Source organism: Gimesia panareensis (genome assembly GCF_007748155.1).
GTDB lineage: Bacteria > Planctomycetota > Planctomycetia > Planctomycetales > Planctomycetaceae > Gimesia > Gimesia panareensis.
Map to the genome: position 1 here is coordinate 6,315,386 of NZ_CP037421.1, position 14,956 is coordinate 6,330,341.

Annotated in this window: 16 protein-coding genes; 10 read left to right on the plus strand and 6 right to left on the minus strand. The window is 54.5% G+C overall.

The window, feature by feature from the left end; all coding sequences use genetic code 11:
- Nucleotides 1-10: 10 nt before the first annotated feature.
- The 4 genes from Enr10x_RS23590 to Enr10x_RS23605 all read right to left on the minus strand — a co-directional run bounded on the left by Enr10x_RS23590 (nt 11) and on the right by Enr10x_RS23605 (nt 2,690).
- Nucleotides 11-241, minus strand: coding sequence for a hypothetical protein (locus tag Enr10x_RS23590; RefSeq protein ID WP_145113558.1), 231 nt, complete (start codon nt 239-241; stop codon nt 11-13).
- Entirely contained in the window at nt 238-573 is a 336-nt protein-coding gene (locus Enr10x_RS23595; protein WP_145113560.1) for a DUF7710 domain-containing protein, read from the minus strand. Before Enr10x_RS23595 ends, Enr10x_RS23590 begins: the two co-directional genes overlap by 4 nt.
- 95 nt (nt 574-668) lie before the next feature.
- Nucleotides 669-2,009: a DUF1501 domain-containing protein gene (locus Enr10x_RS23600; protein ID WP_315851809.1), complete on the minus strand. Its 1,341-nt coding sequence runs from the start codon at nt 2,007-2,009 to the stop codon at nt 669-671.
- A gap of 228 nt (nt 2,010-2,237) precedes the next feature.
- Nucleotides 2,238-2,690: a beta-lactamase hydrolase domain-containing protein gene (locus Enr10x_RS23605; RefSeq protein ID WP_145113562.1), complete on the minus strand. Its 453-nt coding sequence runs from the start codon at nt 2,688-2,690 to the stop codon at nt 2,238-2,240.
- Between the two features lie 447 nt (nt 2,691-3,137).
- On the opposite strand from Enr10x_RS23605, the gene Enr10x_RS23610 reads away from it, so the two are divergent.
- The 7 genes from Enr10x_RS23610 to Enr10x_RS23640 all read left to right on the plus strand — a co-directional run bounded on the left by Enr10x_RS23610 (nt 3,138) and on the right by Enr10x_RS23640 (nt 9,801).
- Nucleotides 3,138-3,967 (plus strand): IS5 family transposase gene (locus Enr10x_RS23610; protein ID WP_390620441.1). Its coding sequence is split into 2 segments (ribosomal slippage): nt 3,138-3,528 and nt 3,528-3,967, totalling 831 coding nucleotides; the frame shifts between segments, so codons are not numbered across the junction.
- 45 nt (nt 3,968-4,012) lie between these two features.
- Complete coding sequence (locus tag Enr10x_RS23615; RefSeq protein ID WP_145113566.1) at nt 4,013-4,396, plus strand: VOC family protein; 384 nt, start codon at nt 4,013-4,015, stop codon at nt 4,394-4,396.
- A 197-nt stretch (nt 4,397-4,593) separates the two neighbouring features.
- Nucleotides 4,594-5,358, plus strand: coding sequence for a DUF3050 domain-containing protein (locus Enr10x_RS23620; protein WP_145113567.1), 765 nt, complete (start codon nt 4,594-4,596; stop codon nt 5,356-5,358).
- Between the two features lie 41 nt (nt 5,359-5,399).
- Nucleotides 5,400-5,825 carry a hypothetical protein gene (locus tag Enr10x_RS23625; protein ID WP_145113569.1) on the plus strand — a complete coding sequence of 142 codons (426 nt, stop codon included), beginning with the start codon at nt 5,400-5,402 and terminating at the stop codon, nt 5,823-5,825.
- A 76-nt stretch (nt 5,826-5,901) separates the two neighbouring features.
- A complete protein-coding gene (locus Enr10x_RS23630) occupies nt 5,902-6,933 on the plus strand; it encodes a carbon-nitrogen hydrolase family protein (protein ID WP_145113571.1) in 1,032 nt (343 codons plus the stop codon).
- A gap of 172 nt (nt 6,934-7,105) precedes the next feature.
- The gene (locus tag Enr10x_RS23635; RefSeq protein ID WP_145113573.1) at nt 7,106-7,843 is read left to right on the plus strand and encodes a class I SAM-dependent methyltransferase; all 738 of its coding nucleotides are present in this window, start codon (nt 7,106-7,108) and stop codon (nt 7,841-7,843) included.
- Nucleotides 7,844-8,028: 185 nt separating this feature from the next.
- Complete coding sequence (locus tag Enr10x_RS23640) at nt 8,029-9,801, plus strand: AAA family ATPase (protein WP_145113574.1); 1,773 nt, start codon at nt 8,029-8,031, stop codon at nt 9,799-9,801.
- Nucleotides 9,802-10,083: 282 nt separating this feature from the next.
- On the opposite strand, the gene Enr10x_RS23645 is transcribed toward Enr10x_RS23640, so the two are convergent.
- Both Enr10x_RS23645 and Enr10x_RS23650 read right to left on the minus strand, forming a co-directional pair.
- Nucleotides 10,084-11,184, minus strand: a complete 1,101-nt coding sequence (locus Enr10x_RS23645) for a hypothetical protein (protein WP_145113576.1) — start codon at nt 11,182-11,184, stop codon at nt 10,084-10,086.
- Between the two features lie 58 nt (nt 11,185-11,242).
- On the minus strand, nt 11,243-11,677 hold the full coding sequence (locus tag Enr10x_RS23650; protein ID WP_145113578.1) for a hypothetical protein: 435 nt from the start codon (nt 11,675-11,677) through the stop codon (nt 11,243-11,245).
- A 199-nt stretch (nt 11,678-11,876) separates the two neighbouring features.
- On the opposite strand from Enr10x_RS23650, the gene Enr10x_RS23655 reads away from it, so the two are divergent.
- From Enr10x_RS23655 to Enr10x_RS23665, 3 genes are all read left to right on the plus strand, one after another.
- On the plus strand, nt 11,877-12,362 hold the full coding sequence (locus tag Enr10x_RS23655; protein ID WP_145113580.1) for a GNAT family N-acetyltransferase: 486 nt from the start codon (nt 11,877-11,879) through the stop codon (nt 12,360-12,362).
- Nucleotides 12,363-12,642: 280 nt separating this feature from the next.
- Nucleotides 12,643-13,968 carry a Gfo/Idh/MocA family protein gene (locus tag Enr10x_RS23660; RefSeq protein WP_145113583.1) on the plus strand — a complete coding sequence of 442 codons (1,326 nt, stop codon included), beginning with the start codon at nt 12,643-12,645 and terminating at the stop codon, nt 13,966-13,968.
- Nucleotides 13,969-14,110: 142 nt separating this feature from the next.
- Nucleotides 14,111-14,950, plus strand: a complete 840-nt coding sequence (locus tag Enr10x_RS23665) for a hypothetical protein (RefSeq protein WP_145113585.1) — start codon at nt 14,111-14,113, stop codon at nt 14,948-14,950.
- Nucleotides 14,951-14,956 lie beyond the last annotated feature (6 nt).

Sequence of the window (14,956 nt, forward strand, 5' to 3'; positions counted from 1 at the left end):
CTGGCGATATTCACCATACAACGATTGTTTTTATCTCGTGCATCATCTCCCAGGAGGATTTATACGTTTTCCTTTTTTGAACCTCTTCGATGCATGAATTATTCACGCCAGTCAGCTCGTCCTGACTGGCGTTTTTTTTGGTATCTGCCGTCCTGAACCGTCTACTTTCCACCGGTTCCCGGGCGCCCCAGAAGAGTTCTTCCACAGGCTGAGTGGCCGAGTCCCACTGTTGTGTGTTCATGATTCAGCGGTTTCTGTGTCATGTCCTGCCGCTGGATCATCTGTGTTTCTCGCCTGATCGATGCCTGCTTCGTAGTGGTAATGTTCCTGGCTGGCACTGGTGAAACGGCTAATAAATTTGGCGCCGGTCTGATATTCCTGACGGGGTTTGAAAATGCCCTCGGCAATGGCCCAGTCATAGACGCCGGTATCGAGGGGATACTTTGTCAGCATACCGGAGAGCTGGTGGCGGGCGATCCACTGGTCTGCCGTCTCTTTTGTGGTAAAGATACCGCTGGAAAACTGAGCTGAATCACCATGAAAAACCCAGACCGCCTGATTTTTATCTGTCATTGATATTCCTGAAACCGTGCCTGACAACGGTGACCGAGTGAATTACTCCACGAGAAAACAGGACACGATTCAGTAAAACAGGTTCATGCTGTGATTCAGACGACTTCCGGCAGTGGCAGGTAACCACTGTCGACCAGGTACTGCGGTCGACCGGCGTGATCGGGCATGGTGACCCGTTCGACGTCGATTCCCATGTTGTGATACAGGGTCGCGAAGATTTCCTGGAAGTGAACCGGGCGGTCCTGGGCTTCACCGCCCAGGCGATCCGTGGTGCCGATGATCTGGCCGGTTTTCATGCCACCGCAGGCGAGCAGGGCATTACAGACGCGGGGCCAGTGATCGCGGCCGCTGTTGTTGTTGATCTTGGGAGTCCGTCCGAACTCGCCCCAGGCGATGACGGTGGTATCCTCTGCGAGACCGCGCTGATGCAGGTCTTCAATCAGTGCGGTGATCGCCTGATCGAAATCGGGGAAGTTCTCTTTCGCCCGCTTGAAGTTGCTGCCATGCCAGTCCCAGAAGCTGTAGCTCAAGGTGACCATGCGGGCGCCGGCTTCGACAAGTCGACGGGCCAGCAGGAACTGTTCGTTCAAACGCGGTGCGGCGTCACCCTGCTTGCGTGTCGTACCTTTGCCGTAACGTTCGCGGACGGCAGGATCTTCTCTGGAGACATCGAGTGCTTCCACGAGTCGCCCGGAAGAGAGCACGCCGAAAGCCTGTTCGTTGAACGCATCGAGGCCTTCCATCGAGCCACTGCTGTCGGCTTCACGGCGGAACTGATCGAAGCTGTGCAGCAGTTGTTTGCGATCCTGCAGTCGATCGATGGTGATCCCGTTGAGGGTCAGATCGCCCTTCATTTCGCCGTTCGGATTGAAGGGAGTGTGTGATGTCCCCAGGAAGCTGTTTTTTCCGAAGTTGTACGGGGTGTGCTGCATCTTCGGTGAGAGATTCACATAGGCCGGGGAGGTGGACCGTGGATCCCCTTTGAGGTGCGACAGGGCAGAACCGATTTCTGGCCAGCCACCGGCGGGCTGTTTACGATCACTGTGCCCGGTCATACACTGAAAGGACGCATGCTGACCAATCGAACCGACGAGTGAATTGACATAGACGCACTTATCAGTGATCCGTGCCAGGCGGGGCAGGTGCTCGCAGATCTGAATATCGGGCACGTTGGTCGAGATCGGGTTGAATTCACCCCGGATCTCGGAGGGGGCATCCACTTTCAAATCGTACATGTCCTGGTGCGGCGGTCCGCCCGGCAGGTAGATCATGATGACCGATTTATGAGATTTGCCCGTGCCCGACTGCTGTTCCGCCCGCAGGAGATTGGGCAGCGTGAGACCGCCAAAGCCCAGCGCACCGACTTTGATGAAATTGCGGCGCGAGACTCGATTGCAGAACTTGTTGGCAGAACCGTCAAAAATATTCAGCATCATCAGCTCCAGGGTGGGATCGTACGATGTTTGTTGACATCGGGCAGGGGATCTTGCATTGGATGGAAATTCTTTAGAAGTACCATCTTATCTCTGATCGGCGGAGATGTCCACGTCGATCCACAAAGATCCGGGATCGGTGGCGGTTCCCGGGGAATTTCCCTGTGGTTTCCTCAGAATTAAAAAAACTGTGTCAGACGGCCTGTTCAGGCATGATTTCCCCTGAACAGGCTATTCGAGGCCATGGGTATCGACGTAATGCTTAACGAAATCTTTGAGTTCAGGCTTGTCACACTGAAATCCCATCTTCCGGGCCTGCTGCAGCGTCTGGTCTCCGGTCATCCCCTGTTCGCAGGCGGTTTCCATCATCGCCATGGCACCGGCCCGTTTACCGCTCTTACAGTGCGCAAAGATCGGTTTCGGCAGGTCATCGAACTGAGCCCGAAATTCGTCGACCTGCTGATCGTCGAGCAGGCTCATGGAGACCGGGATGTGACAGTAGTGCATGCCCGCCGATTGAACGGCTTCTCCTTCGGCCTGGGGAGTGAGGGGCATGCCCTCTTCATTCGCCGCCCGGAAGTTCACAATGGTTTTAAAGCCTTCTCGCCCGAATTCGTAGATTTCGTCCCGATTGGGCTGAGGACCGACGGTGATCTGGTCGTTGATTTTCATTGTGTTGTCCATGTGCAGACTCCTCTCCTAATGAAGGTCGAATGTTTCTCTGATCGCCAGTTTCCAAAACCGCAAAAAACATACCAGCGATTCAAATCCAGCGAGACACGAAATTTAGCCGATTCTCCTTCCTTAGAACTGGTTGCTCAGCGTCCATGCTGCCTGCTCGGCTGCCGGTATAAAAAAATTTCTCAATAAATGCGTGATGTTTCCCGGACCGGGACGCCTTACAATGTGTGTGGTCATTTTCCCGCCGGTACTTCCTGTGCGGAAATGACTGCTGTGCGAAAGACTTACCTCTTCCATCAGGAGCCCTGTCATGCGTCGTTCGATTCTGATTCCGGTCTATCTGGGAACGTTACTGCTTACGAGAGGTAGTTTCAAAACCCAAAACTACGTGAACAGTTTGGTATAGTATTTGTACGAGTACCTCCCTCGAAAGGAGGTCTCATTATGACCATGACCCGCGTGTCACGACCTGCCACAGGTCGCAACATTACCGGGTCCAGGACGGAACCAAAACCACAACTCTCGGACGAGCAATGGCTTCTGATCAAAGATCTGTTTCCAGAACCACCGGTAAACGCAGCCGGAGGGCGGCCCAGAGTGGCTCCCCGCGAGTGCCTCGAAGGAATCCTTTGGGTATTAAGGACCGGTGCCCGATGGAAAGATTTACCAACATTTTTACCATCTCCCAGCACCTGCTGGCGGCGTTTCAAGGAATGGACCGAAGACGGTGTCTTCCTGGAAGCGTGGCAGCGATTGCTCGAACACTTAGACCGCCGGAAGCTGGTTGTCTGGTCGGAAGCATTCGGGGATGGCACATTCTGCCCCGCAAAAAAAGGGGCGCCGATGTCGGAAAGACAAAACGGGGAAAGGGAACCAAGCTTATGCTGCTGGTCGACGGAAACGGGCTCCCTCTCGCTTTGGATCGTGCCAGTGCCTCTCCGGCAGAGGTGAAGCTGATTGAATCCCTGCTGGACCAGCGAGTTTTGCCACGCGACCCCGATCGCCTGATTTATGATCGTGCGGCCGACAGCGATCCCCTGCGCACAGAGCTGGCGGAACGGCAGATAGAGCTGATCTGTCCGCATCGCAAGAACCGTGTGAAACCAGCGACGCAAGACGGGCGTGCTCTGCGGCGATATCGACGCCGCTGGAAAGTCGAACGCACCATCAGCTGGCTGTTCAACTTTCGTCGTCTGGTAATACGATATGAACGATACAGTCATTTGTTTTTAGGATTCGCACAACTCGCGTGCGTGTTCACCTTACTTAATAAGTTATGAAACCACTTCTAATGACTTTTACCTCTTTTAAAGGGAAAATACCCGATGCGCCCGCAACCGATGATCGTGGTGAATGATGTCCCCGCCAGCAGCCTCTGGTATCAGCGGCTGTTGAATGTCAAGAGTGGTCATGGCGGTGATGAATACGAACAGCTGGTGCGCGACGACGGGACGCTGATCCTGCAACTGCACCGCTGGGATGTCCACGAACATCGGTTTCTGGGAGATCCGGACGCCCCCAAAGGAAACGGGGCGCTGCTCTGGTTTGAAATCGACGACTTTCCCGACGCAGCTTACCGTGCGGAGGACATGTCGGCAGAGATCCTGGAGGGGCCGCTGGTCAATCCGAATGCGCAGCATCGCGAGATCTGGATCCGCGATCCGGACGGCTATACGGTCGTGCTGGCGTCGAAATACGGGGATCTGTGACAGGACCGCAGAAATTGTTCTGAAAGCCCTACCAGAACGGACCGTGCGAACTATAATCGCGTGAGTTGTTATTTCACGCATCGTTTGCTGAGTGAGCGGAATGGCGCTAGCCACCGGTAATTAGAACCAATTGTCTTCACTCAACCGGCGGCTAGCGCCGTGCCGCTCAGATTTTTAGACCAGGGAATGGGCCGTCCATGTCACGGGAAATTACGTCAGAAATCATCGCTTCGTTTTCCGAGCAGCTGGAAAATCATCCGATCTATGAATCGATGGCGACGCTGGAGGACCTGCAGCGGTTCATGGAACATCATGTCTACTCGGTGTGGGATTTCATGTCGCTGGTGAAAACGCTTCAGGGAATTGTGGCTCCCACTGGAGCGCCATGGGTGCCGGTCGGCGAGGGGAGCATCCGGCGGTTTATCAATGAGATTGTACTGGAAGAAGAATGCGACGAAACCGCGGACGGCGTATACGCGAGCCACTTCGAACTGTATCAGACGGCGATGAATGAAGTCGGTGCCGACACCGGCCCGCTGAATGAGTTCATCAGCACCGTCAAATCGAGCGGAATCGAGAGCGCCCTGGAATTGCCTGCGTTGCCCGAACCATCGCGGCGGTTCACCACTCAGACGTTTGAATTCATCGCGGATGGAGCACCGCACAAAATCGCGGCCGCGTTTGCGCTGGGCCGCGAGCATATCATCCCCAGCATGTTCCGTGCGATCCTGAAGCGGACCGGCGTCTCGGAAACGCAGGCGCCCGTGTTTCACTTCTACCTGAACCGGCACGTGGAACTGGACGGCGACTTCCACGCCCCGCTGTCGCTGCGTCTCCTGAATGGACTCTGCGCGGGAGACGAAGTGAAAATCCAGGAAGCGATCACAGCCGCCCAGGCAGCAGTTCAGGCCCGGCTGCAGTTGTGGGACGGCGTGCTGGAGAGTATTCAGGCGTCTGTTTGAGAAACTAGTATCCTTCATGAACTTCGGGATTCAGGCTTTGCATGTTCTACGATGAAAGACATCCCCATTTAAGCTTAGTCTTTTTGATGGTCCTCGAGGCCATGCAGCATCCTGCAGAACAAATCGTACTGACCCGAAAAGAAGAATTCATCTCAGTAGTATTTTCCTCATCAAACAAAGAACTTGAACGAGACCAGATTCCTAATCGTTTTTGGCATTCGATTCTCTCGGTTCTGCATTGCCTTGCAGGTGAAACAGTTTGCTACAACCCTGAAGGCAATTCGAACTTTTTCCTTCCAGACACTGCCAATACGGAATTCAATTCCATTCTCATTTCAGAGAAATTCCCAAAGTTCAAGAACGGATTCCTTACGGAACTCAGAGAAACAGTAGCGCTGCCATTTCACCTTGAGCTGTCTTTCGCTGACCGGGTTGTTACAATCACAATCAAACAGCAAAAACAATGACGAGTCACGACAATTAATGAATCTGTTTTGTTTATTCAGAATCTAATCGTCTATTACTTTTATGTGGTATCTCCTCATGACGTACCCCGCATTCAAAGCAGCCCTGGCACATGTGGCTCCCGTGTTTCTGGACAAAGACCGTACCGTTGAGAAGGCCTGTTCGCTGATGCGAGAGGCGGCTCGCAACGGGGCGGAGCTGATTGTCTTTCCAGAGACCTACATTCCCGCGTTTCCAGTCTGGTGTGCTTTGCAGGCACCGATACACAACCATGATCTGTTCCGCGAACTGGCGGCGAATACAATTCAGGCGGATGGCCCAGAGCTGGCAACAATTGCAGAAATGGCCCGCGAATGCGGGATCTTCGTTTCGATGGGCTTCAATGAAGGGACGACGGTCAGCGGGGGTTGCATCTGGAATGCCAATGTGCTGATCAGTGACGAAGGGACGGTGTTGAATCATCACCGCAAGATCGTCCCCACGTTTTATGAGAAGCTGGTCTGGGCGCCCGGTGACGGGGCCGGACTGGTAGTGAGTCCCACACGACTGGGACGGGTAGGGATGCTGATCTGCGGCGAGAATACGAATCCCCTGGCCCGGTTTACGCTGCTCGCCCAGGGAGAGCAGGTGCATCTCTCGACCTATCCGCCAGTCTGGCCGTCGCATGATCCGGCGGTGCATGAAAACTACGATCTGAAAAATGCGATCCTGATCCGCGCGGGAGCGCATTCGTTTGAAGGGAAGCTGTTCAACCTGGTGGCCTCTGGTTACCTGGATCGGGAGGCGCGGGATCGCCTGGCCGGCCGGGACCAGGAAGCGGGACGCATTCTGGACGCGAGTCCGCGGGGTATCTCGGTCGCCATTGGACCGAACGGGACGCCGATCAGTGAGATCAGGCAGGAAGAGGAAGGCCTGCTGTATGCCGACGTCGATCTCTCTTTGTGCGTGGAACCGAAACAGCTGCACGACCTGGTGGGCGGCTACAATCGGTTTGACATTTTCCAGTTGACCGTCGATCGCAGTGCACAGCGGCCGATTCGATTTCGTGCGAATGGCACTGACGAGGACAATGATACCCCGGAAGCGGACACACTGACATTCCGGTCATAAGCTGGTGCTGCATACCCGATCAAACGAGTGGGCCTGGCTGGATATTATCTTTTTAAAATGAATTTTTTACGGAAACGGTGAATTCTTTCATCCCGCTTACGTTATATTCGTGCAGTGGGAAAACCTGTCATATTCCAGCTCACAGCAACATTATTAAAAGTGACTTCCGCACATGACCACGAATTACGATCCGATTGCCGAGCAGTACAAACGGTCCAAACAGATGCCGTGGCGGACGTTTGTGGAAGGCTATACGTTGATGGAACTCGCGGGCGACCCGAGTGGTCTGTCGGTGCTGGATGTGGCCTGCGGGGAAGGTTTTTACACGCGGATGATGCGCCAGCGGGGCGCGGACCGCGTGACCGGCGTGGATCTGTCACAGGGCATGATCGCGCTGGCGCAACAGCAGGAAAACGCGCACCAGCAGGGGATCGCTTATATCGTCGGCGATGCCCGGGAGCTGCCGGTCCAGGAAGAATACGATCTGGCAATTGCCGCATATCTGTTGAACTACGCCCGCACGCGCGAGGAACTGCAGTCGATGTGCGACGGTATTTCGCGGGCGCTCAAGCCGGGCGGCCGGTTTGTGACGGTCAACAGCAGCCCGGCGTTTCATTTTCCCGCGAGTCCTTCGTTTCGGCAGTTCGGCTTTGAAACGCAGGCGGTCGGCGACTGGCAGGAAGGAACGCCGATCACCTGGACGTTTCACCTGGAAGACGGGCCGTTCGACATCGAGAACTATTACCTGAGTGTCGCGACCCACGAAGACGCGTTTCGCCAGGCCGGCTTCAGCGAAGTCCGCTGGCATCCGCCGCAACTCGCGCCCGACGGACTAGAGGACCAGACCAGCGAATTCTGGGAACCGCTGCTGAAGAATTCGCCGATCGCGTTTATTGAGTGTGTGAAGTGAAGTTTCCGTTGTGACACTCTCATACATAAAAGAATGATCCACATGGGTCCTGCCTCCGTTCTGATGGTGCACTGCTGCAAGCAAGTCGTGATAGATCATGCTTGGCGACTGCATACCTGTCGAGTATCATAGTGTTTTCCTTCGAGAGTATGTCATCTTTACAGACAACGGAGCCCTGACAGCGCATGGACTATGCAGAAAAACTGGAATCAATGCTTGCGCTGATCTGCAATGACGTCTACAAGATCATTTCAGCGCATCTCGATCAGGCGGAGGAGTATCTGGATTCCGGAGAATTAGCAAACCAGAGCCGGGACCTGTTTCAGTTTGCCACTCAAAACGAGGGGGCGCTGCTCAGGCCGGTAATCAATGCCGCCGCGATGTGTGATGTGTTTTCCGTGTTGCGTGACAGTCTGCTGGTCGATTATCACATGGATCACAAAGAACTGGGGCGCGCCGGGGAGATTCTCAATCAATCTCTGTCCCGTTACTGCTGGCGGGAAGACTACCGGCAATATCAGGATGCAACCGACGTACGTCAAATGCGGAAGTTCTTGACGCAGTGGGAGGCAGATCCGTCCTGGCTGGGTGGTGCCATTCTGGAGGGAGCGCTGGTCGATCCGTTCGGCGATTTCGTGATCCTGGCCTGTCTGATCAGTCACTCTCCCCGCCCCTTCCAGACTTATCAAAAGATCCTGCTGCTGACCGCCAAACTGATTCTGGAAGCAAACGGGACCAGCCGGGAGGACCGAACATTTTTTGCTGACCTGAAACAACGGCTCAAAGAAATCGAGAGCAGCATCAACAGCAGTCTCCCCGCGGTTCCCGAACCCTCCTCTTCCGGAAAACCGCAGGCAGAACCAACCGCGGGTGAGCCGGAGCAGATCCAGCCGGCAAAAGCACTCCAGCAGGGATTGCAGGAACTTCAGACCCTGATCGGTCTGGATTCGGTGAAAGCCGAGGTCACGAGCCTGACCAATTTTCTCAAAATCCGACAGCAGCGGATCGCACAGGGAATGCCTGTTGCTTCGCAGACGTTGCATTTTGTGTTTACCGGAAATCCGGGAACCGGCAAGACAACGGTGGCTCGCATTCTGGCAAAGATTCTGTACGGATTTGAAATCCTGAAGACCTCGAATTTCATCGAAGCCGACCGGGCAATGATGGTGGGAGGCTATGTCGGTCAGACGGCGATCAAAGCCAATGAGGTGATTGCCAAAGCGACCGACGGTGTGTTGTTCATTGACGAAGCTTACACGCTGGCCAAAAAAGGAGCACAAGATTTTGGCCAGGAAGCGATCGACACTTTGTTGAAAAAGATGGAAGATCTGCGGGAGCGACTGGTCGTGATCGTCGCCGGCTATCCGAACGAGATGGCAGAGTTCATCGAATCGAATCCGGGTCTGGAGAGTCGCTTCAGCCGCTATATCGTGTTTGAGGATTATCATGTGGCTGACCTCTGTCAGATTTTCGAACTCATGTGCCGTTCCAATGCCTATGAGCTGACGCCGGCTGCCCGGGGGAACCTGGCCATCATTCTGAACCGGGTCTTTGCAGATCGGGACGAGAATTTCGGGAATGCGCGGCTGGTGCGGAACGCCTACGAGCGAACCCTGAGCAATCACGCGAACCGGCTGGCGACCAGCGATGAACCGATCACCCGAGAGTCGCTGGCGACGATCGAAGCGGTCGATCTGCCTTACGAGATCGCGAAAGAGTTCAGTCGGCCGTACGATCTAAGCGATTCTCAATGGCGTGTAAACTGCCCGAATTGCGAGAATGCGACCACTGCGGATCTCTCCTGCCTGGGCGAAATCGTCAAATGCAAAAGCTGCGGCACCCGTTTCCGCTGTCCGTGGTGGAACCTGGATCGAGATACGGTCCCCTCACTGAGCGGCTTTGAACTATATGAACGGGCGAGTGATCTGAACGGTTACGATGTGCAGGCGGAGGAGTGAAACCGAAACCTTAGATTGCGAAAGGCTGAGTTATCGTGCCTGATTTCTCTAATTCTGATCGGTACCACTCTGTTACAGGAGCAGAAGAACCATTGCCTGTCAAAAACGACTGAGCGGCCGAGTCTCAAGGGAAGTATGACTTCCGCCAGGCCGGGCTCAGCGAGGTGCGCTGACATCCGCCGCAACTCGCCCCCGATGGACTGCAGGAGCGCACGCGCCAGTTCTGGGAACCGCTGCTGGAGGATTCGCCGATTGCGTTTATGATTGAGTGTGTGAAGTGAATCATGCCGTCGGCGCGTCTGTTTCAGTCTGGCGACTTCGCTTCAGGTTTCTGTTCGAACGATGTCGCTGGATGAAGAGCAGCAACAATCCGCCTGCGATCAGCAGATTCAGGATGAGCACGAGTCTGCGTGACTGGCTTTTACCGGCAGAGCCAGCTTTGTCGTCATGGGAAGGTGTTGAAATTGCTGCCAGGCCGTACGTTTTCAGATCAAAGCGGGAGTCGGGGATGGGGCCGATTCTCACTGCTGTCAGTTCTGCTGTCTGGACGGCTTCATACACGCGCTTGCCGGCCTGATCCTGGATCGTATGATCAATCTGCAAGACCGCGGGCAACCACATTCCGCCGTGCTGCTCATATTTGTCGATGCGGCCTTCATAGAAGACCCGTTGTGTGGGATCATGGCTGGCGGCAACGCCTCCCTCCGGGGTGCGGACTTTGCGAAAAATCCAGTTTCGTTCGGGCTCCAGCGAAACCGTTCCCTCATGAATATTTGGTTTCTGCCCGGCAATCAGGGTATCTTCCGGAAGCTTGAATGAAACCTCCACCAGAGGCACCCCATCCTGAACGGTACGCTCGATGCCGGTAATGGCTCCGGGTAGTTCGAAATAATCGAGCCAGCGCTGACTGAACCAGGCGAACGAAGCATAGGCGTATGCATCCACATTCGATGAGAGGGCAAACTGGATTGAATCCGGATCCAGCAGTGCATGCATGTAGATTTCGAACGGATCTGTACTGGAATTCCTTCTCAGCAGTACTGTGACTTCATCTGTATGACAGAAGTGGACGCGGGTAAAAATATTTTGCGACGGTTTCTGATCCCGGGATGTCAGAATGTCTCCCCGGCTGGCGGCAAGCGGATCTTTGTTCTGAGGCGCCCGTACAAAGATGGTGCGCTGATAATTTCCCCGTCGCGGCAATTGTTCGGTCAGATCCATTTCAAAATCGACAATTTGCGCGATCTGATTGTCTACTGCTGACCGATAGATTTTCAAAAATTCTTCCGGTGTGAGAGTTTCATCGGCAGCAGAAACCGAAGCACCTGAGAAGGGGAGCAACAAGGCAGACACACAGCAGCAGATCAGCGTCCGAAACAACATCCGGAATATTTCCTTAGGGTAAAAATGTGGGGCGAAACGCAGGGGGCACTGTCGCAAATCATGGTTTGAATTGAACTTTCCGTTTCCAGACCGTCTGGTCCTGTTCGACGAAAACAATCGCAGGTGTGCCCCCTTCCGGCAGAGGCAGATGTACGTTGACGTCCAGTGCGATTTCTTCTCCGGGAAGCAGTTTCCGGGGAAGTTCGAATAAGCGTTCAATACAGACACAGCGAGCAGAAAATCCGACCACCCGCACGGATGCTGACGTCTGATTGGAAATCGTAATCTGTGTCAGTACCGTATCGTCTGATGTTTCCGTTGACGACTTGTCGCTGGATCTGACCTGAATGGGAGTCGAAATGACAACCTCGGAGGCCGTCGTTTTTTCCATCTTATAGAGCCAACCCCAGGAGGCCAGGCAGACGCCGATGCCCAGGATACACAGACCTGTAAAATAAAAGTTCTTTTGGGGTGCAACAGCAGTATTCGTCAATGATTCAATCCGAATATGTCGTGACTGGGAACAGGCAGCGGTTACGTATAACTCCAGAGAGGAGAGTGTTAAATCGACTCGTTTTGTTTATTTTATTGAAAATTGCTTTGGTATTGTACAAAAATTATTGATGGTGTTCATTCAATGTGAAGTGAATTTCTCAGGTGTCCTCAATCGTTGGATGGTTTAAACAAGTGAGATGAAACAGACCCCGGCTGACATTCATATTCGTGACGCCAGAAGCGATGATGCTGAAAGAGTGGCTGTGATCAGTGAAGCCGCTTTTGCTCCCTTGAGATCCATCTATCGACCGACGGGAGCCACGATCGCCCGGCAGGCAGAACGCGCTCAAACGGGAACGCGACTGGTGGCTGAGATTGACGGAGAAATTGCGGCGACCGTGCAGTATGACCAGCATTCAGACCACCTGCATTTGATCGGTCTGGCCGTGCATCCCGATTATCAGCGTCGCGGTATCGCTGGCTGTCTGCTGGAGGAAATCTGTCAACGGGCGATTCTGCTGGCGCAGCCTGCGGTCGTGCTGGTTACAATCAAAGAGACGGGGAATGTTCCGCTGTTCGAAAAACTGGGATTTCGAGTCACTCACGAAGAGGTGGCGACCTGGTGTGTCAGCGAGACTTACCCGCTGCTACATGATGTCAAAATGGAACGGGTGGTTTTGTAGTTGGCTGCAGAAAATGTGTTTCTCTAATATATTTTTGAGCGGCACGGCGCTAGCCGCCGGTAATTTATCACCAGTCTGTTGTAATCACCGGTGGCTAGCGCCATTCCGCTCAGTTGACTTTACGTATCATAAACGCCCGCTCAATTTATAACCGTTCTTACGTAACTAAAACGCGAAATTTCATAACGGGCGAAAAGTCAGTGTCAAAATCTTCGCCTGGTTTGACTATACTGAAACCAGTGAAGTACCAACCTGAGACTCAATCGAGAGGAGAAACGATATGACCGCCCACCGTATCACCCGTCGCGAAGCGCTGCAGACGACAGCTGCCCTGGGAGCCGGCCTCTGGCTGGGAACGTCGACTCGACCGACGCGGGCCGCCGCGAATGAGAAACTGAATGTCGCCGTGATTGGCGTCGGGGGACGGGGGGCGGCGAACCTCAGCGGCGTCGGTAAGACGGAAAACATCGTCGCGCTGTGTGATGTGGACGACAAGCGGGCGGGCAAAGCCTTTGAACGGTATCCCCAAGCGAAGAAGTACGCCGACTACCGCCGGATGCTGGACGACATGGAAAACCAGATCGACGCCGTCGTCGTCAGTACGCCCGACCACACGCACTTTCATCCCTCGATGATCGCGATGACGATGGGCAAACATCTCTACTGCGAAAAGCCGATGGCCCATTCGGTCTGGGAAGTCCGCGAGATGACGAAACTGGCCGCGAAGAACAAACTGGCGACGCAGCTGGGCATGCAGCGACACGCACTGTCGAACATGCACCGGGCCGTCGAACTGATCAAGTCGGGTTCCATCGGCGAAGTGAGCGAAGTTTACAGCTGGATCGGTTCGAACCGGGGCATGCCGCCTGAACCGGTCAAGACGGTTCCGCCGCCGAAGACTCTCGACTGGAATCTGTGGATCGGGCCGGCGAAGTTCCGTCCGTATGCGGTCAACTCCAAGGGTGAGGGGGTGCTGGCACCGTACAACTGGCGGTTCTGGTGGGATTACGGCACCGGGGAGACCGGCAACTGGGGCTGCCACATTCTGGACATCCCCTTCTGGGCGCTTGACCTGAAATACCCGACGCACGTGGAGGCCTCGGGACCGAAGATCGACGCCGAGCGGACGCCTCGCGAAATGCAGACCAGCTTCGCATTCCCCGCCAACGACAAACGGGGGCCGATCAAACTGCACTGGTCGCAGAGTCCGAAAGGCCCCGCCATTCTCAAAGAGAAGGGAGTCAAACTGAAGGGCGCCAACACGCTGTTCATCGGCTCCAAGGGGATGCTGTTGACCGGCTTCGGTTCACTGAAACTGTTCCCCGAAAAAACGTTCGCAAACTTCAAGGCCCCGGACCACTTCATCCCCGATTCGCCCGGGTTCTACCAGGAATGGACCGAAGCCTGCAAGGGAGGCCAGCCGGCGACCTGCAACTTCGAGTATTCCGGCCCGCTGTCGGAAACCGTGCTGCTGGGGAACACCGCCTACCGCGCGGGCGGCGGCTTCGACTGGGATGCGCCGACGCTGACCGCTGAAGGGAATGACCGTGCGAAAGAATATCTGACTTCACACTTCCGCAAAGGGTGGGAGGAGTTTACGAGTTAGGTTGAACGTGTTTTGAGTTCACCGAATTCCTGAGCGGAATGGCGCTAGCCACCGGTAACTTCTTTACAGCGCGTGATACAACACCGGCGGCTAGCGCCGTTCCGCTCAGTTTATCACTAGACCGTCCCAGGGAATTCGTCTGATGAAACGACGCACTCGAATCTGGATCAGAGTGATCAGTCTGCTGGTTCTGATCGCGGTGCTGCATTTTGGCTATTCGTTCTTTGTCGTTGCTCGCCAGCATCGGCGCGCCAGTTCTCGATTTTACTCTTACCTAACCTTACTATATGACTTCAACACGTTAAATCTCATCGATGATCGATATGATCACAGTTTTGAGATCTGGAATAGCGGGAGTTATGCGATGGCCCCGTTGAATCGGGAAGGCCCGGACGGCACGCCGCTTTACAGCTGGCGGTTTGCGGAATATCTGACCTGGCCGGTGCCACTGCCTCATGATCTGCCCTGGACTGCTGAGGAATATCGATACACCAGAGATAGCAGCCCTGTCCCGTATATCTTCAGTAATGAAGGAGATTCCGAAACGTTTGTTTTTGCCATGGCGGGACCGGATACTGCCTTTGACCAAAACAACCGGACGCTGGTGAATGCATTGCCAGAAAATCTGATTCTGTTTGCAGACGTGTATCAGAGCAACACGCACTGGATGCAGCCAGGCGACTTTAATGTGGAAACACTGCCGGACAAAATCAACGTGCCAGGCGGCCTGGGATCTGCCGATTATCCCGGCTTTTTCGTCTGTTTCGTGGATGGCCAGATCTGGTGGTTGAGTGATGAGACACCGCTCGATCTCGTCAAACGTTTCTGCACGATCACTGGTGCTCGTGACGTCGATCGCAGGCTACTGGAGCCTTACTGTCGAGAGAAAGCTCAGGCCATCAAAGAGAATCTGCAGTGGTTACCACAAGAGGAGTCTACGAAGGATAAACCGGAAACTCAGAACGTTGCCACTGGCTGCTAAAGCACA

Bases quoted from the DNA above. Each gene is read 5' to 3' on its own strand.
- Enr10x_RS23620 (WP_145113567.1), top strand. From the start codon at position 4,594: ATGTCACGGGAAATTACGTCAGAAATCATCGCTTCGTTTTCCGAGCAG.
- Enr10x_RS23625 (WP_145113569.1), top strand. From the start codon at position 5,400: ATGTTCTACGATGAAAGACATCCCCATTTAAGCTTAGTCTTTTTGATG.
- Enr10x_RS23615 (WP_145113566.1), top strand. From the start codon at position 4,013: ATGCGCCCGCAACCGATGATCGTGGTGAATGATGTCCCCGCCAGCAGC.
- Enr10x_RS23595 (WP_145113560.1), bottom strand. From the start codon at position 573: ATGACAGATAAAAATCAGGCGGTCTGGGTTTTTCATGGTGATTCAGCT.
- Enr10x_RS23665 (WP_145113585.1), top strand. From the start codon at position 14,111: ATGAAACGACGCACTCGAATCTGGATCAGAGTGATCAGTCTGCTGGTT.
- Enr10x_RS23640 (WP_145113574.1), top strand. From the start codon at position 8,029: ATGGACTATGCAGAAAAACTGGAATCAATGCTTGCGCTGATCTGCAAT.
- Enr10x_RS23635 (WP_145113573.1), top strand. From the start codon at position 7,106: ATGACCACGAATTACGATCCGATTGCCGAGCAGTACAAACGGTCCAAA.
- Enr10x_RS23660 (WP_145113583.1), top strand. From the start codon at position 12,643: ATGACCGCCCACCGTATCACCCGTCGCGAAGCGCTGCAGACGACAGCT.
- Enr10x_RS23590 (WP_145113558.1), bottom strand. From the start codon at position 241: ATGAACACACAACAGTGGGACTCGGCCACTCAGCCTGTGGAAGAACTC.
- Enr10x_RS23630 (WP_145113571.1), top strand. From the start codon at position 5,902: ATGACGTACCCCGCATTCAAAGCAGCCCTGGCACATGTGGCTCCCGTG.
- Enr10x_RS23645 (WP_145113576.1), bottom strand. From the start codon at position 11,184: ATGTTGTTTCGGACGCTGATCTGCTGCTGTGTGTCTGCCTTGTTGCTC.
- Enr10x_RS23655 (WP_145113580.1), top strand. From the start codon at position 11,877: ATGAAACAGACCCCGGCTGACATTCATATTCGTGACGCCAGAAGCGAT.
- Enr10x_RS23600 (WP_315851809.1), bottom strand. From the start codon at position 2,009: ATGATGCTGAATATTTTTGACGGTTCTGCCAACAAGTTCTGCAATCGA.
- Enr10x_RS23605 (WP_145113562.1), bottom strand. From the start codon at position 2,690: ATGGACAACACAATGAAAATCAACGACCAGATCACCGTCGGTCCTCAG.